The sequence below is a fragment of the Pedobacter jeongneungensis genome (assembly GCF_039538295.1).
Lineage (GTDB): Bacteria > Bacteroidota > Bacteroidia > Sphingobacteriales > Sphingobacteriaceae > Pedobacter > Pedobacter jeongneungensis.
The window spans coordinates 250,689-276,664 of record NZ_BAABBY010000006.1 but is presented as its reverse complement, the minus strand read 5'-3'; the positions used below and the strand labels follow the sequence as shown (position 1 = coordinate 276,664).

Here is a 25,976-nt window from a genome sequence, read left to right as displayed (position 1 = left end):
AAAATCCTAGCAGAGCTAAACAAATGGTTGGCAAAACGCTTTAAAACTGGGTCAAAAAAAAAGCTCCTTCTGCCCGAAGAAGCTTTTTTTAAGCATTTAATATGATTAAGGATGGCCACTGCCACCTGCCGAACCATATATTTGTCCGGTTGCGTAACTCGCATTATTATCTGCAAGCTGAACATAAATTGATGCAAGTTCTGCGGGCTGACCTGGACGACCCAAAGGCGTTACTTCGCCAAACTTTACAATAGCTTCCTGTGGCTGCCCGCCGCTGGTTTGTAAGGGCGTCCAAATCGGGCCGGGGGCTACTCCATTTACCCTGATTCCTTTAGGTCCGAGTTGCTTGGCTAAAGATTTTACAAAGGCTACGTTTGCCGCTTTTGTTTGTGAATAATCAAACAGGTTTTCAGAAGGATCATAAGCCTGTACAGAGCTGGTAGCAATAATCACAGCACCTGCAGGCAGTATGGGCAGGGCGGCTTTGGTAATCCAGAATGGCGCATATATATTGGTTTTCATCGTTGTATCAAAGTCTGCCGTGCTGATATCCAGAAGCGAATCTACTGCCTGCTGGTGACCGGCATTGTTTACCAGAATATCAATGCCGCCAAGTTTTTCTTCAGCCTGTTTAACCAGTGATTCGCAAAAAGATTCAATGGTAATATCGCCGGGGATACCGAACCCTTTTCTTCCTGCTGCAGCAATTAATGCAATCACCTCATCAGCATCCGATTGTTCCTGAGGAAGGTAATTAATCACTACATCGGCACCTTCCCTTGCATAAGCAATTGCGGCAGCACGGCCAATACCAGAATCGCCGCCGGTAATTAGTGCTTTACGCCCCAAAAGCCTTCCACTCCCCTTGTAACTTTCTTCACCATGGTCGGGAACAGGATCCATTTTTGAAGCCAGTCCGGGTACTTCCTGTGGCTGCTTAGCAAATGGTGGTCCCGGATATTTGTTTGCCGGATTTTCTAAAGGTTTTTGATTTTGTTCAAGCATATGTTTTTCATTTTCAGGCCGGTTCAATCCAGATCATAGCGTGGCCCATGACATTGATCTGCGGGACAAAGATTACCCTTGTCCCGTTATTTGAACATCGAAAACAGAAGATTTGTTCAGTAAAATTAACAACCGGTGTGTTTTATTAAGGCGCTGGCAAAATCTGCCGGTTTTGCATATTCAGTTCTAAAGGTGCAAACAATAGGCCTGCTGACAGGGTTTAATAAATAAAACCTTGAACATGAAAAACAACTTCTTAAAAATTTGCCTGATGATGGTAACCGGTCTGTCGGCCCTTGAAATATCTGGTCAGGAATATGTTTCTCCAACCAAAGCGGTTGAACCGGGAAAGGCTCCTAAAATGAAAGTTAAACTCCTGAATACTAACGGAAAGAGCATCACCTATGTGATTGTTTTTTCTAAAGGGGATGAAGTGGTATCGGGCCTGACCGATTTTGCGAAACAATATAAAGTTACCTCTGCCCATTATACGGCTATTGGGGATGCGGTTTCTGCAAAAGCAGGATGGTATGATTATAAAAGAAAAGAATTTAAGGTGATCCCGATTGACACTGCAGAAGTAACTTCTTTTATCGGAGATATTGCCATGTACAATGGAAAACCGGTTGCCCATACTCATTTTAGTGCCGCCACCAGCGATGGCATTGTACATGGCGGCCATTTGCTCGAGCTTATTATTGGCCCGACGCTGGAACTGATAGTAACTACAGAACCCGGTACACTATACAAAAAGCTTGACCCGGAATTTAATGCTGCTTTTATAGATCCGGCGCAAAAATAAATATGGAAAACCATCATAAAATTAACCTGCGTCCCTTTAGCATGCAGGTACAACAGGGCAATTTAACTGAAACTATCAGTATCCAGTTCGAAAACGGTGTTTTTGAGATTGTTCATGAAGGACGTGTGCTGGGAGCATTGAGGCCCCCGGGCGAAGATTGGCAACTATTGCCTTATGAGCAGCTCTCTGAAGAAATAGCACTTTTTGAAATTGATCTTCAGCCACAACAGGGCGGCCCTGAACTTCATGCTGCACTGATCAATGAAATTATCGGGGAGATAGAAAACCGGCTAAAATAAGCTGTTGCCGGTATTAATTCATAAATAATTGATTACCGGCTGTTTACAATCCCGTAATGTGATCTATAATTTATTAACAAACAGGAAAAGCGAAAGAAAAAGATGATCCTTCATTCGGTACACTCTCGACCCAGATTCGTCCGCCATGATCGGATATAATCTTTGAAGTAATATAAAGGCCCATACCCAGGCCCGGATGAGAATTGCTCACTTCTTCCAAACGGTAAAACTTATCAAATATACGTTCTATACCCTCTTTTGACATGCCAAGCCCACTGTCTGTAACTGTAACCGTTATATTTTTCCCGTCAGGAGAAAGTTTGGTTAACACCTCAATGGCAGAATTTTTTGGTGAATATTTTACGGCGTTTCCCAGCAGATTGGTGAGCACCTGCTCTAAGCGCAGCGGATCTGCCTTTATCCGGCAGTTTTCGCCAAGTGTTAACTTAATTTTGTTCCCAATATGAACATTCGACAGGATTTCAAGTGCCTCTTTTATAAAAGAATTTAGGTCGACTTCTACCAGGTCATACTGCAGACTGCCATTCTCAATTTTTGACACATCCATTAACTGCTGGGCAAGAAGCGACAGTTTACTTGTCTGCAGGTCAAGCTTATCCAGTACTCCTGACACTCTTTCGGAATATTCGCCCTTCAGGTTTTTTAGCATCTGGGTATATGCCTTTACCACGGTGATTGGAGTTTTTAGTTCATGACTGGCAATGGAAATAAATTCTTTCTTCTTTTCATCAAGTTCACGGCGCATGCGGATTTCTTCTTCCTGCTCACCGGTAAGCCTGTTAAGGTGGCTATTTTTGTTTTTAATCTCCTCGTATGCATTTAAAGGCTCTGCGTTTTCGAAATAAGCCTTCAAAAGAACGAGTTTTGGTTCGTCGAGTTTAAGTGAACGGGGAAGCCCGAGGCCCATTTCGATTACATAAGCATTTCCCGATGAATTAAAGGTAAAATCAGGAAGCAGTTTTTTGGCATAAAAAAAGCCTTCGTCGCTGGCCCTGAAAACCTGATCCGAATCGAAAACAATATGTGCATATAATGAATAACGCGGAAATTTTCCGGAAATAATGATGTTTACCCTTCCGTTATCGGTGTATTCGATAGCTGTTCTGGCCACCTCCGATACCGCAGTAGCAAATGTTGTACGCGTAGCAACGGTTAATCCAAGCTGTTCGCCTACCTGCATAGAACGGCGGTGCGCCAATACCAGGTCCATTTCATTTTCAAGGGAAATATCGAGGATTTCTTTCATATTAACGAACTTTAATGATTATAACTGACATATCATCGGTCCTGCGCGCATGGTCTTTATAAATACATGCGGCTAAAATGGATGGATCATGTTTTAAAATTCCGGGATATTTGGTGATTTCCCACCTTGTTTTTATCCCATCTGAACATAAAACCAGCTGGTTATACTCGGCCGTGCTATAAATTTGATCATTCATCGTTGTTGGGATATTGTGCCCGACAATTCCGTTATATGACATGTGGTTTTTGGATGCCGATGGCCCGATCCACTTTGCTGCAATATTTCCGATCCCTGAGGAAGACCATTCCCGTTTTTCGCTGTTGTAATGGGTGACATTTGCAACCATACCCCGGGTTTTGCGGATGGAGGAATGGATAAAGCGAAGGGTTTCAACCGGACTGCTGTCGGGAAATACCCTGAACGCTGCAGCCGCTTCATTTACCGCCTTATTGGCTTCAGGACCATGGCCTAAACCGTCTCCAAGCATAAGCTTAAGGTCCAGACCATTGGTTTTCAACAGAAATCCGTCGCCGCTAACTTTTTCGCCGGGTTTGCTAACCACTATCGGTCTAACGGTTAAACCAGTTCTGGCGGGAAGTTCGCCTATGTAAATCCGGCTTAGCAAAATGGTGCCCCAGCCGGCAAGCGAATAAATATCGAAAGTGTCCGAAAGCCTCTTAATGCTTCCCAAACCAGCACCAAGGGTATTGCTGGTCGAAATACCATCCATCATCATTCTTGACGGATTCTGCATCCCCGGTCCGCTGTCTATACTGATAAGTTCGACATATGGCACTCCGTTTTCGCTAAAATTACCAAAGAGGATTTCTCCTTCATCTGCATATTTAAACAGGTTGCTGGTCATTTCTGCAACGATAATATCTACCTCTGCAATCCTGCCCGCTTCCATTCCGGCATCCATCAAGCGCTGATGGATTTCCTTTTTTAGCAGTGAAAAATAACTTCTGTCGTTAGCCTGAAGGCTTACATGTGTAGCATCAACCATTTGCCCATTTTAATATCATCACAACTGTCCCCTCACCGGGCTTGCTCTTTAAATCAAATTCGTTACATAATCTCTTTGCGCCGGGGAGTCCGAGCCCGAGGCTCTTTCCTGTAGAAAAACCATCCCGCATGGCTGCAGCAATATCTTCAATACCAGGTCCTTTGTCCGAAAAGGTAAGTCTTACGCCATTGTCGCGTCCGCGTGTTACCACTTCGATCAGGCAGTTGCCACCACCGCCGTAACGCAGCATATTCCTGAGCAGCTCACTTGCAGCGGTAATAAGCTTGGTCTGGTTAACCAAACCCATCTTAATTTTTACGGCAGCCTCGCGGATCCTGTTGCGCAAAAGAACCACATCCTGTTCCCTTTGCACCTGAACGGTATCTTTACTCAGTGAAAGTATCATCATCATCGGTTTCGTCTTCGTCCCCGTGATCATCCCCTATCATAGACTTTAGCAGGTTCATCCCTCTTTCAACATCAAGCGCGGTATGCACACCTTTTAGTGGCAGTCCTAACTCAATCAGCGTTATGGCTACAGCAGGCTGCATTCCCACCACCACAGTTTCAGCATCCAGGATTTTGGACATGCTTGCAATGTTGCCGATAATACGCCCCATAAAGGAATCGACTATGGACACTGCCGAAATATCAATCAGTACACCTTTCGAACTGGTTTTATTCACCATTTGAACCAGGTCAGCCTCAAGATCAAGCGCAAGCCTGTCATAAAGGTCAACCTGAATGGTTACCAGCAGAAAGTTTCCCATCCTAAGAATAGGAATTTTATCCATTTTTTATAAATTATTAGATTTTTGAACAGAACTGCTTTTACGAACCTCCAGCCTTAACACTTTAAATGCATAAGATAATGCACTTGCCAGGGTTGCTTTGGTTATAATATTGGATAAATCTATACCAAGGTGAACAACGGTTTGTGCGATTTCCGGTCTGATACCACTAATTATACATTCTGCACCCATTAAACGGGTTGCGCTAACGGTTTTAATCAGGTGCTGGGCCACAAGCGAATCTACAGCCGGTACGCCTGAAATATCAAGGATGGCAATGCTCGAGCCTGTCTCCACAATTTCCTGAAGCAGGTTTTCCATAACTACCTGGGTACGTGAACTGTCAAGGGTGCCGATTATCGGAAGTGCTAAAATGCCATCCCATACGCGGATTACAGGAGTTGAAATTTCTGCAATCTCGTCGGTTTGACGGAGGATTACTTCTTCCCTGCCTTTGATAAATGTTTCGAAGGTAACAATACTGAGGTTATCCATAACCCTGTTTATTTTAAGGCTTTCCTCAAATAATTGCTTTGGATCCTCAACTTCGTGCTGCAATACCTCAAGTAAAGCTTCTTTTAGGGTATGTACAAACCTGCCTGTTTCGCGTGGGGAAAATCCCTGGCGGGCACGTGTAATGGCTATACCGCCTAATATTTCTATAACCGGGTTCCAGCTGTCCCCTTCAAGGTCAACCAGGTCCTCTCCTGAAAGATTAGCAACCAAAGCAGAAATCAGTTCTTCTGACTGAGTTCTAAGATCTTCATTGCTGATCAGGTCTTCTCTCAGCCCCTCATCTGAGAGTTGGTTTTTCATCCAGGTTTCAAGGATGTTCTTTTTTTGTTTTTGTAGCAATTTCAGCGTATTAAATGACATATTAGATGAACGGTTAAGGTTTTAGACTTGACTTTCCATACGGGATTTTTAGTTGCGAAAGGTAAGCAATGTCTTTTGTAATATAAAATTAATAATTAGCCTTTATTGACCACTCTGGTAGAGAAAATATCATCTTTTGTTTCAATAACATCCAAACTGTTTCTTTCTCAACCAGACTTTTACCCAATACACTAATGTAAATATTACACTACATATCATAATTTAGTGATTTTTACTGCTTACCAAAATTTAAACAATACCATCAAAGGTGAAATTTGAAGTAGTTACTCACCTGTAAAATCCATTTTAGTAAAACCTAGTCAGCCACCTGGGTGTTGCATAAAATAAAATGATTGAAATATGGCAGGGAAAGAAAATGGGAATATGATCAGGGTGCGCGGTGCAAGAGAACATAACCTTAAAGATATCAGTCTCGATATCCCAAGAGATCAGCTTGTGGTTTTTACCGGAGTATCAGGATCGGGGAAATCTTCACTTGCGTTTGGAACGCTGTATGCAGAGGCACAGCGCCGGTATCTTGAATCGGTATCACCATATGCCCGCAGGCTGTTCAATCAGATGAGCGTACCAGAGGTCGACTCAATTGACGGGCTTCCGCCCGCTGTAGCTCTTCAGCAGCAGCGCGGTGGCACAAGTACGCGCTCCTCTGTGGGAAGCGTAACTACCTTATCCAACCTCTTGCGCATGTTATATTCAAGGGCCGGCGATTATCCGAAAGGCCAGTCCATCATTTATGCAGAGGGATTCTCTGCGAATACGCCAGAAGGCGCATGTCCTGAATGTCACGGACTGGGCAGTGTTTTTGAAGTAACTGAAAAAACCATGGTTCCTGATCCCGGCCTCACGATTCGAGAACGGGCGGTTGCCTCATGGCCGCTTGCCTGGCAGGGCCAAAACCAGCGGGATATACTGGTATCGATGGGGTACAATGTCGATATTCCATGGAAAGATCTTCCGGCAAAAGACCGTGAATGGATACTTTTTACGGAGGAAACCCCAACAGTGCCTGTTTATCCGGGTTTAACTCCGCAGGAGACTGCAAATGCCATAAAAAACAAAAGGACTCCGGACTACATGGGTACTTTCATCGGTGCGAAGCCCTATGTGCTCAAAACATTTTCTTCGAGCCAGTCAGAACTGATGAAGAAAAGGGTAAGCCAGTACATGATCAGCGCTTCCTGCCCTTTATGCCATGGCAAGAAACTAAGAAAAGAATCACTTTCGGTGGGTTTTGACGGAAAAGATATTGCGGTACTTTCAGGATTATCCCTATCCGAGCTTTCGGTCATTTTTAAAAAATATGCGGTTCTTCAAAAAGGCCCGCAGCCGGAGAAACAGATTGTAACGCAACGGATCTGCGCAGACATACTTTCCCGGATCGAAGTGATGCTGGAGCTCGGGCTTGGCTACCTGAGCCTGGAACGTACCACGCCAACTTTATCTCCGGGAGAACTTCAGCGGTTAAGGCTCGCTACCCAGGTCCATTCAAATCTTTTTGGCGTCATTTATGTTCTGGATGAACCCTCGGCCGGCCTCCATCCCTCAGATACAATGGCACTTTTAGGCATTCTGGACAAACTGAAAAATGCAGGAAACAGTATTTTTGTGGTAGAACATGAGATCGAGGTGATTAAACATGCCGACTGGATTGTTGATGTGGGACCAGGTGCCGGCGGAAACGGAGGGCAGATTCTTTACAGCGGCCCGCCGGACGGTTTAAAAAGCATAACCAATTCAACCACAGCTTCATTTTTATTTGATGATCAAACTCCCGACATCCGTACCCCAAGAAAAGCCACAAGCCAATTGAGCATTTCAGGGGCATGCCGTCATAACCTGAAAAATGTGGATGTTGATTTCCCGCTGGGCGTGCTCACCTGCGTTACCGGAATATCCGGATCCGGGAAAAGCAGCCTGGTTAGCCAGGTTCTTGTTGAGTTGGTTGCAGATGGCCTGGGACAGAAAACAGATAGTGGAGAAGAACGTGTTGAAGGACCGGAATCAACAGCCATTGCACCGGTTGAGGGGAAGATATCAGGCGGCCTGACAGAAATCACCCGTTTGGTTGTGGTTGACCAACGACCTATAGGGCGTACGCCACGATCAAACCTCGCAACCTATACAGGTTTGTTCGATCAGGTACGAAAGCGATTTGCCGAAACCGCGCTCGCCAGAAAACGCAGGTATGATGCCGGTCGTTTTTCTTTCAACGTAGCTAAAGGAAGGTGCCCGCACTGCCTTGGTGAAGGTTTTGTAATGGTAGAACTCCTGTTTTTGCCCAGTGTATATACTCCTTGCCCTACCTGCAATGGATCACGATATAATCCTGCAACTCTTGAGGTTACCTATAAGGATAAAAACATTGCCCAGATCCTGGAAATGACCGTAGATCAGGCCTGTGATTTTTTTGATGAGGATCCTGCGGTTTACCGGGCGCTCGATATTGTGCGGGAGGTAGGACTTGGTTACCTCAGGCTTGGACAGGCGGCAACGGAACTCTCAGGTGGCGAGGCACAGCGCATTAAACTGGCCACCGAACTACAAAAAAGCCAGAAAGGCTCATCGCTGTATGTCCTCGATGAGCCCACCACAGGGCTTCACCCCTCCGATGTTGAACGGTTGTTAGTGCAGCTCAACAAACTGGCTGATGCCGGAAATACCGTTGTGGTGGTTGAACATGATATGCAGGTTATTGCGCAAAGCGACTGGGTTATTGATATTGGTCCGGGAGCAGGTGAAAATGGAGGGAAAATTTTATATAGCGGTCCGGTTGAAGGACTAATCAAATGCAAAGAGAGCAAAACAGCACCTTTTCTTTCAGCATACCTCAGAAGAGATCATAAATAGGAACATTGCCGCAGCCAGGTCTAGAAATTCTGCTCAATTAACCAATCTCATGCACTTGTTTCTATCCGGGTTTATGCGCTGATTTTTCTCAGTTATTTTTTTAACCGTCCGTTTCGTCAATATGATATTTTTCATATTTTAGGCTCCCAATAGGCAAGAGCCCTTGGGTAACGCTCAATCCCTTCCGGTATTAACGATATCCAGGATTACTCCTGACCTGAATTGATACAAAACTTTAATTATTTATAGCTATGTCCACAACGCTCAAACCCGTCCCTACCGATTATGAACGCCTGATTTTATCCGGCAAAGATTTTTTTCCCTTTCCCCCGCCTTCGCCCAAATCAAGCTGGGAATCCAAAGCAAGAACAGTCGTCATTTCCCTGGCAGCCAAAGCACCCTATATCGGAAGTGCCATCAGTTACGTAATCAAAAGTTTCTGGCAGGAAGCGAAAGCTGATATCTGGGCGCAGGTTAGTGAAAATGTTTCAAGAATGGTTGAACTTGCTATACTGGAATTTGAAATCACCCGAGACGGAAGCGAACTCATGGCGATTAAAAGCGACATGGTTTCCTACGTGGTGGCCAAAAACAAATCAGAGCAGGCCATGCAGCTCAATACACTCATCAGCAAGTGCACCGAAATGTATTTCAAGCTGATTAAATCAAAAAATAAACATAAACTTATCCCCTTTACCGTTGCATTTTCGCTGGTGCACCTGGCCATACTTAAAGAAAGGGTTGATTCAGGAGAAGCACTTTACGGAGAGTTTGACGATGCCTGGGTAATTGACCTGCAGCGGCAGATAGAAAACTACCAGTCGTTTTTTAACGAACAGATTCCTGCGCTGATAGAATGGCGTGCTTCTCAGATTGTTTACGAAAGTATTACCACAGGCAAACTGATTAAAGACACCGATATCGAAATAAACGACACCTTCGGGAAAAGGTCATTTAAAAAGAGTTACAGGTTCGTTGATGGTAAAGATTACAGGAAGGAAGAACTGCTAAAAATTAAAGAAGGCTGGATGTCTTTCTGGATGGCCGATTTTGCGCAGTCATACGCCTCCTTTTTTTATACCAACCGCCTGATGCCCGGTTCAGAATCAGTACCTCCGGCCATTGATCCGGCTTTTAATAGAATTACCATAGGCCCCTTTTCACCAGGCAACGAAAACGAACTACGCCCATTGCGCCCGGCAAATGAGAGCCAGAAATCTGGAAAAATTAAGGAAATTATCTACAATTTCGGTGATAGCATGGACAGTTTCCAGGTGAACTTTGAAAGTCACGACGGGCAGCGGGCAACCAAAATTGGTGGCGATAAAACAAAAACCATCAAGGTTGATCCTGATAAAGAACTTGTTGCGTTACGGTTTTATTATTTGCAGCCTTATATCGGCCTTGCCCCTTTAAAGTCCATCAACTTTGTTTATAGCGACGGGACGGAAAGTGAAACTGCAATGTTAAAAGAAAAACAGGTATTAAAATACCAGGAAATTAAGATACCGGCAAATTATGAGATCACTAATTTACGATCTGCCCGGGATGCTACCGAACGCTTCTCCTACTGGTTCTGGCTGGAATTAACTTTCAAGCCGTATTACCCATAATATCCTTAAGCTGAATAAGTTGCATATTGAAGTGGCTAAAGCGAAGTACTAAAATGGATGATCCTGATTTCACTTCGGATCATCCATTTAAATATTGTTTAAGAGACTTGCAATTGGACCGGTTTCATACAAAACAGTCCTCCTCAAATCCCGGTTAATGATGCTGTTTTTAAACCAATGGCAATAAACCTTCTATCTCCACCCCAATTCTGGTGCAACATGTTCTAAAATAGCCGATAGCACATGGATATTGTAATCTACTCCTAAAGTATTCGGTATAGTAAGCAACAGCGTATCTGCTTCCTGTATAGCTTCATCGTTTTTCAGTTCTTTAATAAGCTGATCAGGTTCAGCTGCATAACTCTTGCCAAAAACAGCACGTTTATCGGCTTCGATGTAGCCAAAGCTATCGGCGCCTTTTCCCTGCTGTCCGAAGTAGTACCTGTCCTGATCATTAACCAGTGCAAAAATCGACCGGCTTACCGAAACCCTTGGTTCGCGCTGGTGACCGGCGTTTTTCCATGCTTCCTTGTACAACCTAATCTGTTCGGCCTGCTGGATATGAAAAGGTTTACCACTTTCATCAAACTTTAAAGTAGAACTTTGCAGGTGCATGGCATTTTCTGCCGCCCATATTGCAGTTGCATTAGAGGCAGCACCCCACCAGATGCGTTCACGCAGTCCATCCGAATAGGGTTCCAGGCGTAGCAGGCCGGGTGGGTTCGGGAACATCGGATAAGGATTTGGCTCGGCAAACCCATCGCCTTTTAATTTATCCAAAAATACCAGGGCTTTCTTACGGCCCATATCTGCATCGGTTTCACCATCTTCAGGCGCATAACCGAAGTAACGCCAGCCTTCGATTACCTGTTCGGGCGATCCGCGGCTAATACCAAGTTGCAGGCGACCTTCTGAAATCAGGTCAGCAGCGCCCGCATCTTCTGCCATATAAAGTGGGTTTTCATAGCGCATATCGATAACACCTGTTCCGATCTCTATTTTAGTTGTTTTTGCCCCTATTGCAGCAAGAAGGGGAAATGGCGATGCCAGCTGACGTGCAAAATGATGCACACGGAAATACGCGCCATCCAAACCTATTTCTTCTGCTGCCACAGATAAATCAATGGATTGCAGTAAGGTATCGCCTCCGGTACGCGTTTGGTAGGTGGGATGGTCAGACCAATGCCCGAATGATAAAAAACCTATTTTCTTCATCGATTTGCTTATTTAATATGAGTAGTATCCCGGCAGGTTCTCAAAAACCGGCGCCGGGCAGAAGTTTTCAGATATGTTATTTTAAAGAAGTAAGGCATGCTTTTATTTTAGTAACGGCATCATCCGGATCACCCTGTGAAGCAAATATCTCTGCCGGGCCCATCCCCTTTCCATAAAAAAGTGCATCTGCAGCCGTATCGAACTCAAGCGAAGCTCCATTTAATGATATCCCGGCAAAAAGCCCCTTGCTGCGCGAATAGGAATATACTTCGGCATCTAGTTTATAATCGGTATTGGCGGTAGAATTACGTCCAATCGGACCGGCTGCAATAGAAAGATCACCACCTAGCGTAAAACTGCTTTTCTTAATCGCGGTAATACTGCTGCTGTGCTTAAAAACCAATACCAGCTCAACAGATTGTATTCCAGCCTGTAAACCAACGCTTCCGCCGGTTAGGGTTACAAATACCGGATTGCTCCAGCTGCCGTCTTCCCTTTTCACCATTGCTATTCCCCTGCCACGTTTACCGCCAACTACAAAGCCGGCATTGATTAGTTTGGGCACAATAATGATCCCTTCGGTAACTTTAAGAAGCGAAGACGGGATAGACTCCTTCATTTTTCCAAAATCATCCAGCACAATACCCGCTGCCTGTAACCTTTTTTTCTCTTTATCCTGCGCATTGGCCAGAGATGGAGCTAAAAGAACCGTAATGCAGAGCGAGGCCAGGCTTATTCTGACCAATTTGTTGAAATTCATATTTTGAGGTTTAAAATTAAATGGCTGCCGGTAATTTCCACAGACAGGATGATCCTATAACGGGATGGGCAGCCAAATTTATATAACGGTTGCAAGCTTTGTAGAAAAATCTCCTACAAATTACTTTCCAGTGAAAAAACCCGCATGGCAACAAGGGGTTTAACGTAATATTTAACAGATCAGGAGCAATCTGTATTCACCATTTTTTTCGGCAGGTGCCCGGTGTACGCAAGGTAAAGTCTGTTTTTCAGGATGATCTACCGCTAATCTCCACAAATGGCCCAATCCAAGAGTAACATGCCTGGCACCAGGTTTTGGCTGATAATGCAAATCAAAATAATGTTCGTTTAAAAAGCTTTTAAAATCTGTTTCACTACCGTTATGCAGTTCTTTAAGTTTTTGCCGGATTTCCGGAATCAGAATTTTTTGTTCAACCTCATTGTTAGCTATAATTTCACTGGCGGCACCGTAATAAGTACATAAAAAAGTATCAGAACCAATCGGCGAACGGTCTACATGATAAGAATACACATCTGTTGAGATGAAATTCAGTTCCTCATCACGCTGGTAACTTTTAATTAAATTTAGTGTTGGTGATGCCCCGAAATCTGCCAGCAATTTAAAATCATTTAATATAATTTCCCTGGCCATTTTACCTTTTTCGGATAGTTGCAGCGCATGGAGATCTTCTATAGAAATTTCGGTCAGTTCTTCTTTCAATTGAAGTTTAGAAACAATTTCCTTAAAATCTCCGGCCAGGTTTCTGTACCAGCAAATTGCATTCGTATCGCCCTGAAAATTTGTATCTACAAGCTTAGAAAAAGTAGAAACCACCTTAACCTGATCATTATCAGAAAATATATTATCCATGTATTAGCATAAATTAGCCATTTAATTTCATGCAAAAATAAGGATTAGGTTAAACTTAACAACAACTAACGGACAGCCCTAACCGCTTTATCAAAAGAGAAGACCAGGTTTTTCTGGTCTACCGCAGTTAATGGAATTTCGTGGCTATCTTTCCCCTCACCTGTGGTAAAATAAACGGTCGATTGCGCTGTCTGTCCCTTTTCAAGCCCATCTTCAAAAAGTGCAATTCCGAATAAACTTGCATCTGTTTTGGAAGAAGCAATGATGCTAACCGTACCAAGATCGTAATTTCCGTTATTTTTTAAGGTAACAACTCCATTTTTATAAGTATAAGAAAGCCCCTTAACTGTGGCCAGGTAAGTTTTGTTTTTACTGGTAACCGCCTGATAAGTCTGTGCTCGTACCGCAAAAACGCTGATCAATAGAAATGAGGCCAGTATTATTTTTTTCATGGGTGATTTTTTTTATAAAAATACGCTAAAAGAAAAATATTCCAATATATTTTCAGCGTTTAATGGCAATATCCGGTTATCTCCACATTAGTCAAAAATTGCCTGCAGCAAAATAAATACCGAAAAAATTTATAAAAAACCATTACAACAGATCTTACAAAAACAAATTTACACCACGGGCTGTTTGAGATTAAATCTGATTACTCACTCATATGGAAGAAAAATACATTCCCGCAGGTCATGCCTCTGGCCCCGGCATCCTGACTACTATAGCCATCGGCATTATTGCCTCAGTTTTGCTGCCGCTTTTTTATATTATTCTTTCTCAGTTAATCCCTAACATATGGTTCATTGCCATTTGCGCATTTTTACTCGGCATGCTTCTGGGCCTGGCAATCGATCAGGGCATCAGGATTGGTAAAATCAGAAACCTTAAGGTTGCTCTGGCCATTGCAGCGGGATGCAGTTTACTCGCATTTTACATTCAGTGGGTTTTCTTTGATGCAGTAATGTATAGCCGCAAGGGTTTTACCTTTAACCAGAGTACGGCGGATCTCAAACAACTCGTATTGGATATGGGGTTCCTATTTGTTCACCCCGGGATATTATTTAAGGAAATCGTAGCCCTGAATGAAGTCGGCACCTTCCGGATTCAGGGAAGCGATAATATTTCAGGACTTCTGCTTTGGGTAATCTGGGCAGGTGAATTCCTGGTAATTACGGGAGGTACCCTTGTGGTTGCCTGGAACGGCCAGGTTAAAATTCCCTATTCAGAGCTGAACGATCAGTGGATGCAGCGCCGTTCGCCAAATCTCCTTATTCCCTTTGTACATGACAAAGAATACCTGTTGAATCAGTTGAGAAACAAGAACTTTGATGTATTGAAAAGCAGTTCGGAAGCAATTATGGAGCCTAATTATGCTGAAGTGGTGGTGTACGAATCAACCGGCGACCCTACAAAATTTATTACCGTACTAAACGTTACCGCTCCTACGGGAAGAAATAAGCAGGCGAAAAAGAAAATTGTGTTTTCCCATTATCCACTTCCAAACCATGCAGCAATTTAGCGGAATTTTCAAATAATCTGATGGGCAACATTCTGCTGTTCCCTGTAAAAATTTTAATGCGCCATTAAGAAAAACAGAATTAGTGGCTATATATTTCAACCCCTTAAACATTTACCACAGCAGGAAACTGTTTTTGCCACATACCTGTGTACATCCCTTTTAACTTTACAAGTTGTTGATGCGTTCCTTCTTCTATTAATTTTCCTTCTTTTAATACAACAATTTTATCCGCATTTATTACAGTACTTAAGCGATGGGCGATTAAAATAATGGTTTTTCCATTTTCCCTGAGTAAAGAAATGGCATGATGGATATGCTCTTCAGAAGAAGAATCAAGTGAAGAAGTAGCCTCATCGAGAATCAGAATTTCGGGATCGCGGTATAAGGCCCTTGCAATGGCTAAACGCTGCCGCTGTCCGCCTGATAAATTAGTGGCATTTTCGCCCAGATAAGTATCAAATCCATTAGGGAGCCGTTCGATAAAATCCATAATATGCAGTTGCGCACAGATGCGGATAATTTTTTTCATGTCGGGTTCCATTTCTCCTACAGCAATGTTATCGATTACATTGCCCGCAAAAAGATGCACGTCCTGCGGAACAACCGCTACCAGTTTCCTCAAACTTTCGTTGGTGAGGTAATTAATATCGAACTCCCCGATCATAATGTTGCCGGATTGTAGCGGATAAATATTTTGAAGCAGCGACAATAATGTCGTTTTTCCCGATCCGCTTTCCCCTACCACAGCCGTAATTTTCCCTTTGGGCACATGCAGGTTAAATCCATCGAACACGGTTACGCGTGTGCCATACCTGAAATTTACATCCCTGAATTCAATATCTCCGATCATATCTGGCGTTAAATCAGTTCTGTTTTCTGTTTTTTCGCGCTCAAGGTCCATAATTTCGAACAACCTGTCGGCAGCGATGCGCGCATCCTGAAAAACCTTGTTCATCCCGATCAAACTAATTACCGGACCAGTAAAATAACCAATTATGGCGTAAAATGATAATAGTTCGCCAGGTGTAATCATGTTCTGAAGCACAAAACTTGCACCGGCCCATAACAATATCACCGAAAAAATACTCGAGATAAAACCACTCGCATTGCCTACCAAAAGTGAATTGGTACCTGAAGTGTAAACTGTTTTTAAAAGGTTAATAAACCTGATTTCCGTTTTAAGGTTCGAAAAATTTTCCAGCCCGAAACGTTTGATCGTACTGACCGAGTTTACCGATTCTACCAGTTGGTTTTCCAGTTCTGCACTTTTCTCCATTAACTGGCGCTGCGTGGTTTTATTCAGCCGGTTAGATACATAATACACCAGCGCATACAAAGGCACCACGGTAAGCATAATCAACGCCAGTTTCCAATAATAGGTAAACATTAAAGCGAAAGAGAAAATCAGGATAAAAACATTTACCGCGAAACCAACGAGCACATCATTTATAAATGCCCTGATTTTAACTGCATCGTTCATCCGCGAAATAATCTCCCCAACACGCATGGTATCAAAGAAAGACTGCGGCAGTTTTAACAGATGTTTGTAATAGCCCAAAATCAACCGGGCATCAATCTGTTGTCCGGTTTTAATGGTTAAAAGGGTTTTCGCGTAATTGATAAAAATCTGCAGTAAAATGATGATAATCATCACCGTACCCATTAAATTAAGGAGATTGGTATTTCCCTCAGGCAATACGTTATCTACAATTTTCTGGAGAAATATAGAGGTTGATAAACCGAGTATGGTATAAAAAATAGCGCCGACCAACACCTGGATTAAAACCGATTTATGGGGCATCAGCAAATAAATGAATCGTTTTTCAAGCGAAATTCTTTCCGTACCTGCCGTAAAATCATCTCCGGGCAAAAGCATAATTAAAACACCCGTCCATTTTTGCCTGAACTCATCGGGCGTTAATTTTTGCATTTCGCCATAGGCGGGATCCATTACTTCTACATATGCTTCAGTAATCTTATAAAGTACAATGTAATGTGCAATGTTATTGTGGTTTACATGCGCAATAACGGGCAGCGGAATGGTAAAAAGATTATCGTAACTGGCTTTTACTCCTTTAGCCGAAAAGCCCAAACGGGCCGATGCCTCAATCAGTCCTAATACATTGGTGCCTTTTTTATCGGTAGAGGCATACTGACGGATACGTGCAATGGGCATATCCAGACCATAATGAATGGCAATTGAAGCCAGACATGCTGCACCACAGTCGGTAACATCATGCTGCCTTATAATGGTTTTCTTCGCTTTTTTATCCGATCTTAAAGCCTGAAAAAATTGTTTAATGGTTTTCATAGGTTGGTTACCTGGTTTTCTTTACTTTGAGGAATTACATTTGGGTTTAACCAATCGTCTGCTTTATCGTAAAGCAACTGGAAAAGTGTTCTCCGGGTAACAAAAAAACGGGCCTGTAAAGTCATGCCCTTTTTAATTTTACCGATATAACCATTGCGGAGCTTTAAACTGTTTTTATCCAGCAGGCACCTCACTTTAAAAAAAGGTTGCGCGCCATTCTGCATAAAAACATCGCTCGAAATGGATACCACTTTTCCGGTGGCCATGCCCCATTCGTTGTAGTTATAGGCATCAATCTGAAACCTGGCTTTTGTACCTACGCGTAATAATCCAATATCTTTCGGCTGCACATAGGTTTCGGCGATGAGGCCTGAATCAGGAGAAATTTCTCCCAAAATTTCGTTTGCCGAAATGGAACTTCCCGGCTGGATGCCTTTTAATTGCTGCACGGTTCCGGTAAGCGGAGCTTTAATGGTATAAAATTCCTTTTCTTCCTCATACTGTCGGTCGCGGGAGCCCAGTTGCTGGCGCTGGATGTTTAGCTGATTAAGTTCGGTTTGCCATTTGCTGCCCTGCTCCTCCCCAATTAAAGAAAGTTCGTTAAATACATTATCTTTTTTAAGCTTAACTTCATCATATTCTAATGCAGAAACCGCCCTTCTCTTATATAAATATGCATAACGGTCGTAATTTTTATAAGCCAGCTGATAACGGGCTTTAGCCTCGGTAACCCGCTGCATAAATAAGCTATACTGCTGACCATAAATGCCTGATTTTAAAGGGAGTTTTTTCGACCAGTCGTTTCGTTTATAGGCGTTGATCAGTAAGCCAAGATCATGTAATTGATCCTCAACATCCGTTTGCTGAAACTGGTTCAGGGCATCCTGGCTTTCGATATTTTCTTTTTTGATGGTCAGTAAAACCTGGCCGGCTTTAACATGCATGTTTTCTTTAATGAACAGCGAATCTATACGACCGGCAATTAAGGGTTTTATTTCATTCCGTTCTGCAGTTGGCCTGAAAAGTCCTGTGCTTTTAACATTAACATCAACCTTAATCAGGAACATGGCCAGAAAAGCAGCAATTAATACCACAAGTATAACCTGATATATAACTTTAGTGTACGAGTTATGGGTGTGAAAATGGTATTCAGCCGTATTTTCAATCACTTCCTTCGGAAATATATATTTATCGCTATCCATATCTAAAATTATATACGCATTTGAGCCGGTTTAGTTCTCTACATAGCAGAAAAGCTTTTACAATGCACAACAATTATTTCATTTGACCTAACAACCCCAGGTTTAAACCAATATTGTTTCCTGCAGAAAGTGTGGTTGTGCTTTTATAATCACCATCAACTCTTGTAAAGGAAATGCTCAGCAAACTATCGGTTGTAGCTGTAAGTGATATGGCCATTGTACCTGTATTTCCATCAAATAATCCACCGCCATTAATGGTGATCAACTCTTTTTCTGATAAATTTTCCATGATTCTGATTTAAATTCAACAGAAAAAGGAGAATAAATAATTATCCTCCTTTTCAACGCTTATAATATATTATTTACTTAAACTATCGAATAAGCCACTTAAGTTCCCACCGATATTGTTACCGATTGACAACGAACTTGCACTGGCTTCATCACCATCTTTACTGGCGGTTTGGAATGATAATAAGTTACCGATTCCGATTGATCCTAACAAGCCGCCGGTATTCGACGAATCGTTGCTTCCAAATAAACCACCACCATTAATCTCTTTCATTTCTGTTAAATTCAATTCCTGCATTTTCATAATAAATAGATTTAATTAGCTTACTCTGTTATAGGTTTTCAGCATCCCCTGATTTCGGCTTTCATAGCCGTTTAATTAATAAACGCATTAGTTTAACAATCAGATTTTCTAAAACAGCTGTTTTAAACAACACAAACGAATACAATAAACTATTTGGTTGTCAATTAATTAAAACAATTACCTTATCTAAAACGTTAATGTTGACGCATAAAAAAAGGACTCCCGGAGAAGTCCCTTTTTTATAAAAGAATTGTCAATTCAAATTAGCTGGTTAAGCTTTTAAATAAACCTTCCAGGCTTCCGCCAATGTTATTCCCTAAAGAGAACGAGGTTTTACTCGATTCATCTCCGTCCTGGGTTTCGTTTGAAAATGATAACAGGTTACCAATTCCGATCGATCCTAACAAACCGCCTGAATTTGACGAATCATTACCATCAAATAAACCACCACCGTTGATTTCTTTCATTTCGTTTAAATTTAACTCTTGAAGTTTCATAACGTTTCTAATTTTAATAATGCCTACTCTATTTGAGGTTTTCGGCTACTCCTTTTATAAACCGGCTTTTAATCGCCGTGGTTATTTAAGAAACGAAGCTAAAGGCGTTAAAGTTTTTGTAAGGCCCTGATTAGCAACTCACAATTAGAATACATTAAACCGTTGAGTTGTTATTTTCGGTATAAGATTTTTAACGCTACAGCGTTTCGCGCGTATATATATGGCTGTAACTAAAAATCTTTTTAAATTATTGAAGTTCCATTTTAAAATTAATTTTCTGCACTAAATTGCTTAAAATGGTTGTGACAGATTTTGCAGGGACCAGCAATTTAAAATTTTCAAGATAACGTTTTTTGTGTAACCACGGCCATTTTCCTTTGTTTTTATAAACAGATTAAACAATCTTCAAACCTTAAGCGGTAGTTACTGTTGTATCCCCATAAACTTATTATAATATATGGAAAACTATACCATGCTACAATACTTTCAGTGGTACTATCCTTCTGATGGTTCGCTCTGGAAAAAATTAAAGGACGAAGCAACAGAACTCAAATCTTTCGGAATTGATACATTATGGCTTCCTCCTGCACACAAAGGCATGGATGGCGAAAAATCAACAGGTTATGATTCTTACGACCTTTATGACCTGGGTGAATTTGATCAGAAAGGAAGTGTGAGAACCAAATATGGCACCAAGGCTGAATTGCTGGAGGGTGTACGTATGGCACAGGAAGCAGGATTACAGGTATATATGGACATTGTGCTAAACCACCTTGGTGGTGCCGATGAAACAGAAACGGTAACCGTAAGAAAAGTTGATCCAGAAAACAGGAACAATTTCATTTCTGAACCTTATGAAATTGAGGCCTACACCAGGTTTACCTATCCGGGAAGGGCTAAAAAATATTCGGCTTTTGAGTGGGATTTTCAGTGTTTTGCAGGTGTAGATTTTGATAATAAAACCGGTGAAACAGCTATTTTCAGTATTCAAAACCAATATGGCGAAGGCTGGCAGGAAGTTTTAGACAAAGAAAACGGTAATTATGATTACCTGATGCTTACCGATATCGATTACCGGAACCCTCATGTACGCGAGGAAGTTAAAAAATGGGGAGAGTGGCTTCACGAAACGATTAAATTCGATGGTTTCAGGCTGGATGCGATTAAACACATGGATCCTTTATTCTATAACGAATGGCTGGATAATATGCGTGAAAAAACAGGTAAAGAACTGTTTACTGTAGGTGAATATTGGTCGCCGGGTGATTTGGGTTCATTGCTTGAATACATCGATATCACCGAAGGCCGCATGTCGCTTTTTGATGCGCCTTTACAAGGCAATTTTTCGCGTGCATCAAAAGAAGGCAATGCCTTTAACATGAGCGAAATCTTTCAGAATACTTTGGTAGAAACCAGACCCGACCTTGCAGTTACCCTGGTTGAAAACCATGATACACAGCCTTTACAATCGTTAGAGCAAACGGTAGACCATTGGTTCCGCCCGCTGGCTTATGCACTGATCTTGTTGCGCAACACCGGATATCCATGCATTTTTTATCCTGATCTTTATGGCGCCAAATATTGCGATAAAGGAAATGATGGCAATGAACACGAAATTGTGCTCGAACCGGTAAAAGAAATACAGAGCATGCTCGGGCTAAGAAAAAACGTAGTGCATGGTACCCAGCGCGATTATTTCGATCACCCCAACTGCATCGGCTGGACTTTATCGGGTGATGAAGAACATGAAAATTCGGGTATAGCAGTGTTAATTTCTAACGGTGATGAAGGATATAAAGCTATGGAAATGGGCCAGCATTTTGCAGGAAGGGTTTTCCGCGACAGGTTAAACAATATTGAAGCTGAAGTAATTATTGATGAAAATGGTTGGGGAGAATTTTTGGTTGCTGCCGGATCGGTTTCGGCCTGGACAGCAGATTAACCCGATCGGAAATCTCAGTACATCAGTTTAATATATAAATCGAATTAATATGAAAAAGGAACTATTATCAGAGAACGTAAAAATTTTTATGGATTATGCCATAGATACAGTTAAAGCGATGGATGGCGCCCCTGAACATACCGCGGAGGAAAAAGTCGGAGTTATAGCAAGAATTACCCAACTGAAAGCATATCTTAATGATGTGGAGCAGTCTTATCTGGAAAACACACCCGGGGATGATTCTACACCGGTTGATCCCGAATATATTGCTGAAGCCGGGCATAGTTAATAGCGCTATGCATTAAGGATTGAAAAGAAGTATCGTCATTCCCAACTTGAGTGGAAATCTTAAAGCTTAGGGAATTAAGATTGCAGACTGCGCGGGAATGACGATAAATCAAATGAAATTTGCATTACCAGAATACATATTATATGTTATTCACCTCGAATCCACGATAACTTAACATTTCTGCATTGTGGGCTACAATTAAATTAAGTTGTAGCCTTGTAATGAGGTCTTTTGCCCCGGCGATGGCACGGTGAATGTCGTTTACTCCCCTAACTTCGATCCCGTTCGACATCAGTTTAAATTTGTTGGGTTCAAATTTGTCAATGAATTTCTGGAGATCCAAGCTGATCTTTGTCTGTATTTTTTCCATTTAAATCTAATCTTGCTAATGAGCGCAAAGCAAGACAACCTGTTTTAACTTACCGCTTAGTTTATGTTATCAAATGCGCATAATCCGGTACAAATCATTGTCAGTTTTCAGGAAATGTACAGCCAGAAATCCAAAGATTTTAGCCAACCCTTTTATGAATTCATGACCATATAACAATGGCTTAACACTGGCCTCCTATATTTGCGGTATCATATATTTGGTTAGCAATTGAGTTAAAATAAAAGGTCCGGAGTGGTTTCCGGACTTTGTTATTTCCAGGGAAGATTATAATACAATATTTACATCCCGATTGGATTTTCAGGATGAATATGCTTACTTTCGCCCGAAAATAAATTTGACGGTGTTAAACGCGTTGAATTTGCTTAAAATTAAAGGAATAACATCGAATGGAAGAAAACGATTTTGTATCCATCTGGCTGGAAGAAACCGGAAATCCGGCCATTGAGGAACTTGCACGGACGAATGTTGAAATTGCAGATAAAACGGCAAAAACACTGGCAGACAAAGGACTTACCAAAAATGACCTCTCTGTTTTGGTAGATATTAATCCGTTAGAAATTGAGCGCTGGCTTGAAGGCAGACATACTTTTAGTATAAATGTTCTGAAAGAAATTTCTGCAAAACTTAATGATTAATACTAAGATATAGCATTATGATCCTGCTATAGGAATCAGTTTAATTGGTTTCCGGCCAGGCCCAAACACTGTTTCTTTGTTTAGTTTTTAAGCCGGCATGGTCAATTTTTTGGAATGCAATGCCTGTGCCTTTCCGCAACCTTTAATAAAAAAATTGCGAGCCGGTAGGTTCTAAAGAAAGCGCTATTCGGCTGCGTTAAGCAGGATAAGCCACCCGCGTTGGGCAAAAAAGGCCGAAGTTAACTCAGGAGAAAATCTTAAGCGATGTTAAAAGATTTCTCCACTACGGTTTAAATGACAATTTTACTTCAGGCATTAGCCTCTAATCCCAAATGCCGTTTTCTGCTGTAAATATTATGGGCTCGCCTCCTGTTACCATAATGGTATGTTCATGTTGCGCAACAAAGCCTCCTTTATTACCGCATAGGGTCCAGCCGTCAGCCTGTGTATCTGCAATGGTTGATTGGGTGGAAATAAATGTCTCTATCGCAACCACCGAATTCTTTTTAAAACGGGTAATGTTAAACCGGTCGCAGTAGTTGGCAATCTCATGAGGTGCTTCGTGCAGGTTGCGGCCAATTCCATGGCCTGTGAGGTTTTTGATTACGGTGTAACCTGCCTTTTTGGCTTCAGTCTCGATCAACCTCCCGATTTCAGATATCCGCACGCCGCCTTTAATGTTACTGATCGCTTTTTTCAATATCTCTTTTGAGGTTTCTACCAACCGGCCATGACCATAAATATCTTCGCCAATAATAAAAGAACCGCCATTATCAGCCCAAAAGCCATTTAATTCTGCAGATACATCAATATTGATCAGATCGCCGTTTTTAAGAATTTTATCTGCTGAAGGAACACCGTGTGCGGCTTCTTCATTAATGCTGATACAGGTATATCCGGGGAAACCATAAGTTAAAAAGGGTGCAGAGCGTGCGCCCATCTCTGCCAGTAATTTGCCGCCATACTCATCCAGTTCTTTTGTCGAAATGCCGGGTTTGGCAAATTCACGCATCTTTTTAAGGGTAATGGCCACAGCAGCACTTGCCTGTTCCATTCCTGTTTTTTCGCTTTCAGTAGTGATAGACATATTTATATTTTTAGCCGGTCAAATTTAATGGCTTAATGTATTTTGATTAGCCCTAAGAATAAGCCCAGTCGATAATCTGTTTAAGTGATCTTTTTATTTCCTCCTGCCCTTGTTCCGCCTTCACATCAATGCCGCAGAAAGTTCCGTTGGTTTGAGCATATAGCGAAAGGTAATATATTCCGCTAATCAGGATAGCCTCAATGGCCCTTATATTTTTATCGCTGTCTTTAAAATGACTATCATACACAGCCGCAAAGAGCTTTTCGCCTACTTCTTCGCGTTCACGGTTGAGTTCTTTTAATGGCTCAAAATCTTCAGAAAGTCCCCAGGTAACAATTTTCCTCATCTCTTCATTAGCCATTAAAGCATTTAACTGATCTTCAAGCAATTGATACGCCATTTTCTTTCCGGCATCAGCCTTAGTTAATTCAATTACCTGCGCAGTCTGTTCATCACTAAACCTCCAGTAATCTTTTGTGAAAAGATACTCTCTTACCAATCCTTCCAGCCCTCCGAAATATTTGTAAACCAGTTTTCTGTCTACATTGGCCTTAGCCGCCACCTGCATTACATTTAAACCCTTAAAACCATTTTCGATGAGGATGACACCAAGCGAATCTATCAGTTTTTGTTTTGTTCTTTCTTTATTTCTTAAAGGTCCGTCGGTTATTTTTCTGCCCATCGAATGATTTTTAAGCGCAATTTGCAATTTTCTATGTGATATTTCAAATTGTTATGGTGGTATTGTCAACTTTTGTATAAATATTAAGCAATAACATTATTTTTAAGAAAAACAGAATCAAAATCTCAAGGTATTTCCCTTTATAAAACCTAAAATTAGGTTTAACTCAATTTAATGGAGATGATAGACGCTGAATTCGTTTTTATAATCATTTTGAGCGTAATCCCGGAAAGTTCGCAATTGGTCAATTAATTTATTTGTCACTAAAACTCCTCTTGCATTTTATCAGATAAAAAGGCTGATTTTCTTCAACCTCAGTGATTTCAAACAATCCATATTCACCAAATTCGGTTTTTATGGATTCCGTATCATAAAAATATAACTGAGCCCCTTCAAATATTTCGTAGCGGTCTTTGCTAATCAATCTCCCCTTTCCATAAGTATTGGCTGTTTTGGAAATGACGGTAAAAACCATGTAACCGCCATTTGATAGCTGGTTGTAGCAATCATTAATCAGTTTTTTTCTTTCCCCGCTATCTAACAGATGGATTAAGGCATAACAAAATATCCCATCATATTGCCTATCATCAAATGGCATTTCCGTTACCGAACCGTGATAAATTAGCATAGCATCTCCATAGTGTTTTCTGGCCATTTCGATAGCCGTTTTAGAAATCTCGATGCCTGTAACTTCGATTCCATTCTCCCTGAAAATTTGTGCATTACGTCCATAACCAAAACCGGGTATGAGGATATTTTTCACAGCTTCACGAACGAAAAAATCTTTAGTCAATATTGCCGATTTGGCCGGCTCAAGGCCCCACATTTCTTTTTTTTCATCAAAAGCTTTCTCCCAAAATTCTGGTTTTCCGGTTTCTTTTGCCATGGTATTTTTGATGTTTTGAAATGCAATTTAGCAAGAAAGATCAGGATTTTACAAGGAAGGATAGCAAAATGGCACGAGCATTAGGATTCCCGCCTGTGCGGGAATGACGCCGTGTTAGAATTATTTTATACACCAAGCTATGTGCTCCCTGTTACCGGCCTCGCAGATTTTCGCCGGAATAAGCATTGAAATTCTTGCACCCACTCTCAATATCTCACTGCCCAGGGTAATATACAGTTTCGTTTTTTCATCAGGGGCCTCCATATTGCCGCAATGGGAATTTCGATGGCTTAGTACAAGAATTGCGCAGCAATCTTTTATACCTATAAAAATAAAATAATCATATAAAAAACGGTGCAAGCCTTTTAGTTATGCCTTTGTGTTGGTTGTTTTTAATGGTAGGCATGCTTTCGCTGCGCTCAGGTTTGTTTCTTTTGGGTCAAGCCAAAAGAAAGAGCCTCTCGGCGGCGGTGAGCCGATAGAAAATTTTAATCTGTAGAGTTAAATTAATAGATTTCTCCATTACGCTGCGCTCCAGTCGAAATGACGGATTGTTCGCGGTAGAAATTAC

General features: G+C 41.8%; 27 protein-coding genes. 8 read left to right on the top strand and 19 right to left on the bottom strand.

Annotated features, from left to right (window positions below):
* Positions 1-105 precede the first annotated feature (105 nt).
* A complete protein-coding gene (locus tag ABD769_RS13535) occupies positions 106-1,005 on the bottom strand; it encodes an SDR family oxidoreductase (protein WP_344851953.1) in 900 nt (299 codons plus the stop codon).
* A gap of 241 nt (positions 1,006-1,246) precedes the next feature.
* Between ABD769_RS13535 and ABD769_RS13530 the strand changes: the two genes are divergently transcribed.
* Both ABD769_RS13530 and ABD769_RS13525 read left to right on the top strand, forming a co-directional pair.
* A complete protein-coding gene (locus tag ABD769_RS13530) occupies positions 1,247-1,807 on the top strand; it encodes a PPC domain-containing DNA-binding protein (protein WP_344851952.1) in 561 nt (186 codons plus the stop codon).
* Positions 1,808-1,809: 2 nt separating this feature from the next.
* A complete protein-coding gene (locus ABD769_RS13525) occupies positions 1,810-2,106 on the top strand; it encodes a hypothetical protein (RefSeq protein WP_344851951.1) in 297 nt (98 codons plus the stop codon).
* A gap of 73 nt (positions 2,107-2,179) precedes the next feature.
* Here ABD769_RS13525 and ABD769_RS13520 read toward each other — a convergent pair whose 3' ends face one another.
* From ABD769_RS13520 to ABD769_RS13500, 5 genes are read right to left on the bottom strand one after another with little or no spacing between them, the layout of a single operon-like run.
* Positions 2,180-3,373 (bottom strand): ATP-binding protein, encoded by a 1,194-nt coding sequence (locus tag ABD769_RS13520; protein ID WP_344851950.1) that lies wholly within the window; start codon positions 3,371-3,373, stop codon positions 2,180-2,182.
* Between the two features lies 1 nt (position 3,374).
* Positions 3,375-4,379, bottom strand: a complete 1,005-nt coding sequence (locus ABD769_RS13515; RefSeq protein ID WP_344851949.1) for a PP2C family protein-serine/threonine phosphatase — start codon at positions 4,377-4,379, stop codon at positions 3,375-3,377.
* On the bottom strand, positions 4,372-4,791 hold the full coding sequence (locus tag ABD769_RS13510; RefSeq protein ID WP_240183039.1) for an anti-sigma regulatory factor: 420 nt from the start codon (positions 4,789-4,791) through the stop codon (positions 4,372-4,374). Before ABD769_RS13510 ends, ABD769_RS13515 begins: the two co-directional genes overlap by 8 nt.
* Positions 4,766-5,173, bottom strand: a complete 408-nt coding sequence (locus tag ABD769_RS13505; RefSeq protein WP_025143602.1) for an STAS domain-containing protein — start codon at positions 5,171-5,173, stop codon at positions 4,766-4,768. The genes ABD769_RS13510 and ABD769_RS13505 overlap by 26 nt, the downstream gene beginning before the upstream one ends.
* Positions 5,174-5,176: 3 nt before the next feature.
* Entirely contained in the window at positions 5,177-6,046 is an 870-nt protein-coding gene (locus tag ABD769_RS13500; RefSeq protein ID WP_344851948.1) for an STAS domain-containing protein, read from the bottom strand.
* 360 nt (positions 6,047-6,406) lie between these two features.
* On the opposite strand from ABD769_RS13500, the gene ABD769_RS13495 reads away from it, so the two are divergent.
* Both ABD769_RS13495 and ABD769_RS13490 read left to right on the top strand, forming a co-directional pair.
* A complete protein-coding gene (locus ABD769_RS13495) occupies positions 6,407-8,914 on the top strand; it encodes an excinuclease ABC subunit UvrA (RefSeq protein ID WP_344851947.1) in 2,508 nt (835 codons plus the stop codon).
* 251 nt (positions 8,915-9,165) lie between these two features.
* Positions 9,166-10,527: a hypothetical protein gene (locus ABD769_RS13490; RefSeq protein WP_344851946.1), complete on the top strand. Its 1,362-nt coding sequence runs from the start codon at positions 9,166-9,168 to the stop codon at positions 10,525-10,527.
* A gap of 192 nt (positions 10,528-10,719) precedes the next feature.
* Here ABD769_RS13490 and ABD769_RS13485 read toward each other — a convergent pair whose 3' ends face one another.
* The 4 genes from ABD769_RS13485 to ABD769_RS13470 all read right to left on the bottom strand — a co-directional run bounded on the left by ABD769_RS13485 (position 10,720) and on the right by ABD769_RS13470 (position 13,824).
* The gene (locus ABD769_RS13485) at positions 10,720-11,742 is read right to left on the bottom strand and encodes an LLM class flavin-dependent oxidoreductase (RefSeq protein ID WP_344851945.1); all 1,023 of its coding nucleotides are present in this window, start codon (positions 11,740-11,742) and stop codon (positions 10,720-10,722) included.
* Positions 11,743-11,818: 76 nt separating this feature from the next.
* Positions 11,819-12,502, bottom strand: a complete 684-nt coding sequence (locus ABD769_RS13480) for a lipid-binding SYLF domain-containing protein (RefSeq protein WP_344851944.1) — start codon at positions 12,500-12,502, stop codon at positions 11,819-11,821.
* 171 nt (positions 12,503-12,673) lie between these two features.
* Positions 12,674-13,372 (bottom strand): DUF1826 domain-containing protein, encoded by a 699-nt coding sequence (locus ABD769_RS13475; protein ID WP_344851943.1) that lies wholly within the window; start codon positions 13,370-13,372, stop codon positions 12,674-12,676.
* Between the two features lie 65 nt (positions 13,373-13,437).
* Positions 13,438-13,824, bottom strand: a complete 387-nt coding sequence (locus tag ABD769_RS13470; RefSeq protein WP_344851942.1) for a hypothetical protein — start codon at positions 13,822-13,824, stop codon at positions 13,438-13,440.
* Between the two features lie 212 nt (positions 13,825-14,036).
* On the opposite strand from ABD769_RS13470, the gene ABD769_RS13465 reads away from it, so the two are divergent.
* Complete coding sequence (locus ABD769_RS13465; RefSeq protein ID WP_344851941.1) at positions 14,037-14,891, top strand: metallophosphoesterase family protein; 855 nt, start codon at positions 14,037-14,039, stop codon at positions 14,889-14,891.
* Positions 14,892-14,994: 103 nt separating this feature from the next.
* Here ABD769_RS13465 and ABD769_RS13460 read toward each other — a convergent pair whose 3' ends face one another.
* From ABD769_RS13460 to ABD769_RS13440, 5 genes are all read right to left on the bottom strand, one after another.
* Entirely contained in the window at positions 14,995-17,202 is a 2,208-nt protein-coding gene (locus ABD769_RS13460; protein WP_344851940.1) for a peptidase domain-containing ABC transporter, read from the bottom strand.
* Positions 17,199-18,404, bottom strand: a complete 1,206-nt coding sequence (locus ABD769_RS13455; RefSeq protein WP_344851939.1) for an HlyD family secretion protein — start codon at positions 18,402-18,404, stop codon at positions 17,199-17,201. Before ABD769_RS13455 ends, ABD769_RS13460 begins: the two co-directional genes overlap by 4 nt.
* A gap of 73 nt (positions 18,405-18,477) precedes the next feature.
* Positions 18,478-18,693 carry a bacteriocin gene (locus ABD769_RS13450; RefSeq protein WP_344851938.1) on the bottom strand — a complete coding sequence of 72 codons (216 nt, stop codon included), beginning with the start codon at positions 18,691-18,693 and terminating at the stop codon, positions 18,478-18,480.
* A gap of 69 nt (positions 18,694-18,762) precedes the next feature.
* Complete coding sequence (locus ABD769_RS13445) at positions 18,763-18,996, bottom strand: hypothetical protein (RefSeq protein WP_344851937.1); 234 nt, start codon at positions 18,994-18,996, stop codon at positions 18,763-18,765.
* A 263-nt stretch (positions 18,997-19,259) separates the two neighbouring features.
* Positions 19,260-19,493 (bottom strand): hypothetical protein, encoded by a 234-nt coding sequence (locus tag ABD769_RS13440; protein WP_344851936.1) that lies wholly within the window; start codon positions 19,491-19,493, stop codon positions 19,260-19,262.
* A gap of 457 nt (positions 19,494-19,950) precedes the next feature.
* On the opposite strand from ABD769_RS13440, the gene ABD769_RS13435 reads away from it, so the two are divergent.
* Complete coding sequence (locus tag ABD769_RS13435) at positions 19,951-21,435, top strand: alpha-amylase (protein WP_344851935.1); 1,485 nt, start codon at positions 19,951-19,953, stop codon at positions 21,433-21,435.
* Positions 21,436-21,484: 49 nt separating this feature from the next.
* Positions 21,485-21,724: a hypothetical protein gene (locus tag ABD769_RS13430; RefSeq protein ID WP_344851934.1), complete on the top strand. Its 240-nt coding sequence runs from the start codon at positions 21,485-21,487 to the stop codon at positions 21,722-21,724.
* Positions 21,725-21,863: 139 nt separating this feature from the next.
* Here the strand turns inward: ABD769_RS13430 and ABD769_RS13425 are convergent, their stop codons facing one another.
* A complete protein-coding gene (locus tag ABD769_RS13425) occupies positions 21,864-22,094 on the bottom strand; it encodes a hypothetical protein (RefSeq protein WP_344851933.1) in 231 nt (76 codons plus the stop codon).
* A gap of 407 nt (positions 22,095-22,501) precedes the next feature.
* On the opposite strand from ABD769_RS13425, the gene ABD769_RS13420 reads away from it, so the two are divergent.
* On the top strand, positions 22,502-22,750 hold the full coding sequence (locus tag ABD769_RS13420; RefSeq protein WP_344851932.1) for a hypothetical protein: 249 nt from the start codon (positions 22,502-22,504) through the stop codon (positions 22,748-22,750).
* Positions 22,751-23,072: 322 nt separating this feature from the next.
* Here ABD769_RS13420 and map read toward each other — a convergent pair whose 3' ends face one another.
* The 3 genes from map to ABD769_RS13405 form a co-directional block, all read right to left on the bottom strand.
* Entirely contained in the window at positions 23,073-23,837 is a 765-nt protein-coding gene (gene map / locus ABD769_RS13415) for a type I methionyl aminopeptidase (RefSeq protein ID WP_344851931.1), read from the bottom strand.
* Positions 23,838-23,889: 52 nt separating this feature from the next.
* Positions 23,890-24,519 (bottom strand): TetR/AcrR family transcriptional regulator, encoded by a 630-nt coding sequence (locus ABD769_RS13410; protein WP_344851930.1) that lies wholly within the window; start codon positions 24,517-24,519, stop codon positions 23,890-23,892.
* A 253-nt stretch (positions 24,520-24,772) separates the two neighbouring features.
* Positions 24,773-25,405: a class I SAM-dependent methyltransferase gene (locus ABD769_RS13405; RefSeq protein ID WP_344851929.1), complete on the bottom strand. Its 633-nt coding sequence runs from the start codon at positions 25,403-25,405 to the stop codon at positions 24,773-24,775.
* Between the last annotated feature and the right edge of the window lie 571 nt (positions 25,406-25,976).

Coding starts and splice junctions, on each gene's coding strand:
- ABD769_RS13405 (WP_344851929.1), bottom strand. CDS start 25,405: ATGGCAAAAGAAACCGGAAAACCAGAATTTTGGGAGAAAGCTTTTGAT.
- ABD769_RS13525 (WP_344851951.1), top strand. CDS start 1,810: ATGGAAAACCATCATAAAATTAACCTGCGTCCCTTTAGCATGCAGGTA.
- ABD769_RS13500 (WP_344851948.1), bottom strand. CDS start 6,046: ATGTCATTTAATACGCTGAAATTGCTACAAAAACAAAAAAAGAACATC.
- ABD769_RS13480 (WP_344851944.1), bottom strand. CDS start 12,502: ATGAATTTCAACAAATTGGTCAGAATAAGCCTGGCCTCGCTCTGCATT.
- ABD769_RS13530 (WP_344851952.1), top strand. CDS start 1,247: ATGAAAAACAACTTCTTAAAAATTTGCCTGATGATGGTAACCGGTCTG.
- map (WP_344851931.1), bottom strand. CDS start 23,837: ATGTCTATCACTACTGAAAGCGAAAAAACAGGAATGGAACAGGCAAGT.
- ABD769_RS13490 (WP_344851946.1), top strand. CDS start 9,166: ATGTCCACAACGCTCAAACCCGTCCCTACCGATTATGAACGCCTGATT.
- ABD769_RS13440 (WP_344851936.1), bottom strand. CDS start 19,493: ATGAAACTTCAAGAGTTAAATTTAAACGAAATGAAAGAAATCAACGGT.
- ABD769_RS13495 (WP_344851947.1), top strand. CDS start 6,407: ATGGCAGGGAAAGAAAATGGGAATATGATCAGGGTGCGCGGTGCAAGA.
- ABD769_RS13420 (WP_344851932.1), top strand. CDS start 22,502: ATGGAAGAAAACGATTTTGTATCCATCTGGCTGGAAGAAACCGGAAAT.
- ABD769_RS13515 (WP_344851949.1), bottom strand. CDS start 4,379: ATGGTTGATGCTACACATGTAAGCCTTCAGGCTAACGACAGAAGTTAT.
- ABD769_RS13520 (WP_344851950.1), bottom strand. CDS start 3,373: ATGAAAGAAATCCTCGATATTTCCCTTGAAAATGAAATGGACCTGGTA.
- ABD769_RS13435 (WP_344851935.1), top strand. CDS start 19,951: ATGGAAAACTATACCATGCTACAATACTTTCAGTGGTACTATCCTTCT.
- ABD769_RS13475 (WP_344851943.1), bottom strand. CDS start 13,372: ATGGATAATATATTTTCTGATAATGATCAGGTTAAGGTGGTTTCTACT.
- ABD769_RS13485 (WP_344851945.1), bottom strand. CDS start 11,742: ATGAAGAAAATAGGTTTTTTATCATTCGGGCATTGGTCTGACCATCCC.
- ABD769_RS13425 (WP_344851933.1), bottom strand. CDS start 22,094: ATGGAAAAAATACAGACAAAGATCAGCTTGGATCTCCAGAAATTCATT.
- ABD769_RS13410 (WP_344851930.1), bottom strand. CDS start 24,519: ATGGGCAGAAAAATAACCGACGGACCTTTAAGAAATAAAGAAAGAACA.
- ABD769_RS13510 (WP_240183039.1), bottom strand. CDS start 4,791: ATGATGATGATACTTTCACTGAGTAAAGATACCGTTCAGGTGCAAAGG.
- ABD769_RS13460 (WP_344851940.1), bottom strand. CDS start 17,202: ATGAAAACCATTAAACAATTTTTTCAGGCTTTAAGATCGGATAAAAAA.
- ABD769_RS13535 (WP_344851953.1), bottom strand. CDS start 1,005: ATGCTTGAACAAAATCAAAAACCTTTAGAAAATCCGGCAAACAAATAT.
- ABD769_RS13430 (WP_344851934.1), top strand. CDS start 21,485: ATGAAAAAGGAACTATTATCAGAGAACGTAAAAATTTTTATGGATTAT.
- ABD769_RS13505 (WP_025143602.1), bottom strand. CDS start 5,173: ATGGATAAAATTCCTATTCTTAGGATGGGAAACTTTCTGCTGGTAACC.
- ABD769_RS13445 (WP_344851937.1), bottom strand. CDS start 18,996: ATGAAAATGCAGGAATTGAATTTAACAGAAATGAAAGAGATTAATGGT.
- ABD769_RS13470 (WP_344851942.1), bottom strand. CDS start 13,824: ATGAAAAAAATAATACTGGCCTCATTTCTATTGATCAGCGTTTTTGCG.
- ABD769_RS13455 (WP_344851939.1), bottom strand. CDS start 18,404: ATGGATAGCGATAAATATATATTTCCGAAGGAAGTGATTGAAAATACG.
- ABD769_RS13465 (WP_344851941.1), top strand. CDS start 14,037: ATGGAAGAAAAATACATTCCCGCAGGTCATGCCTCTGGCCCCGGCATC.
- ABD769_RS13450 (WP_344851938.1), bottom strand. CDS start 18,693: ATGGAAAATTTATCAGAAAAAGAGTTGATCACCATTAATGGCGGTGGA.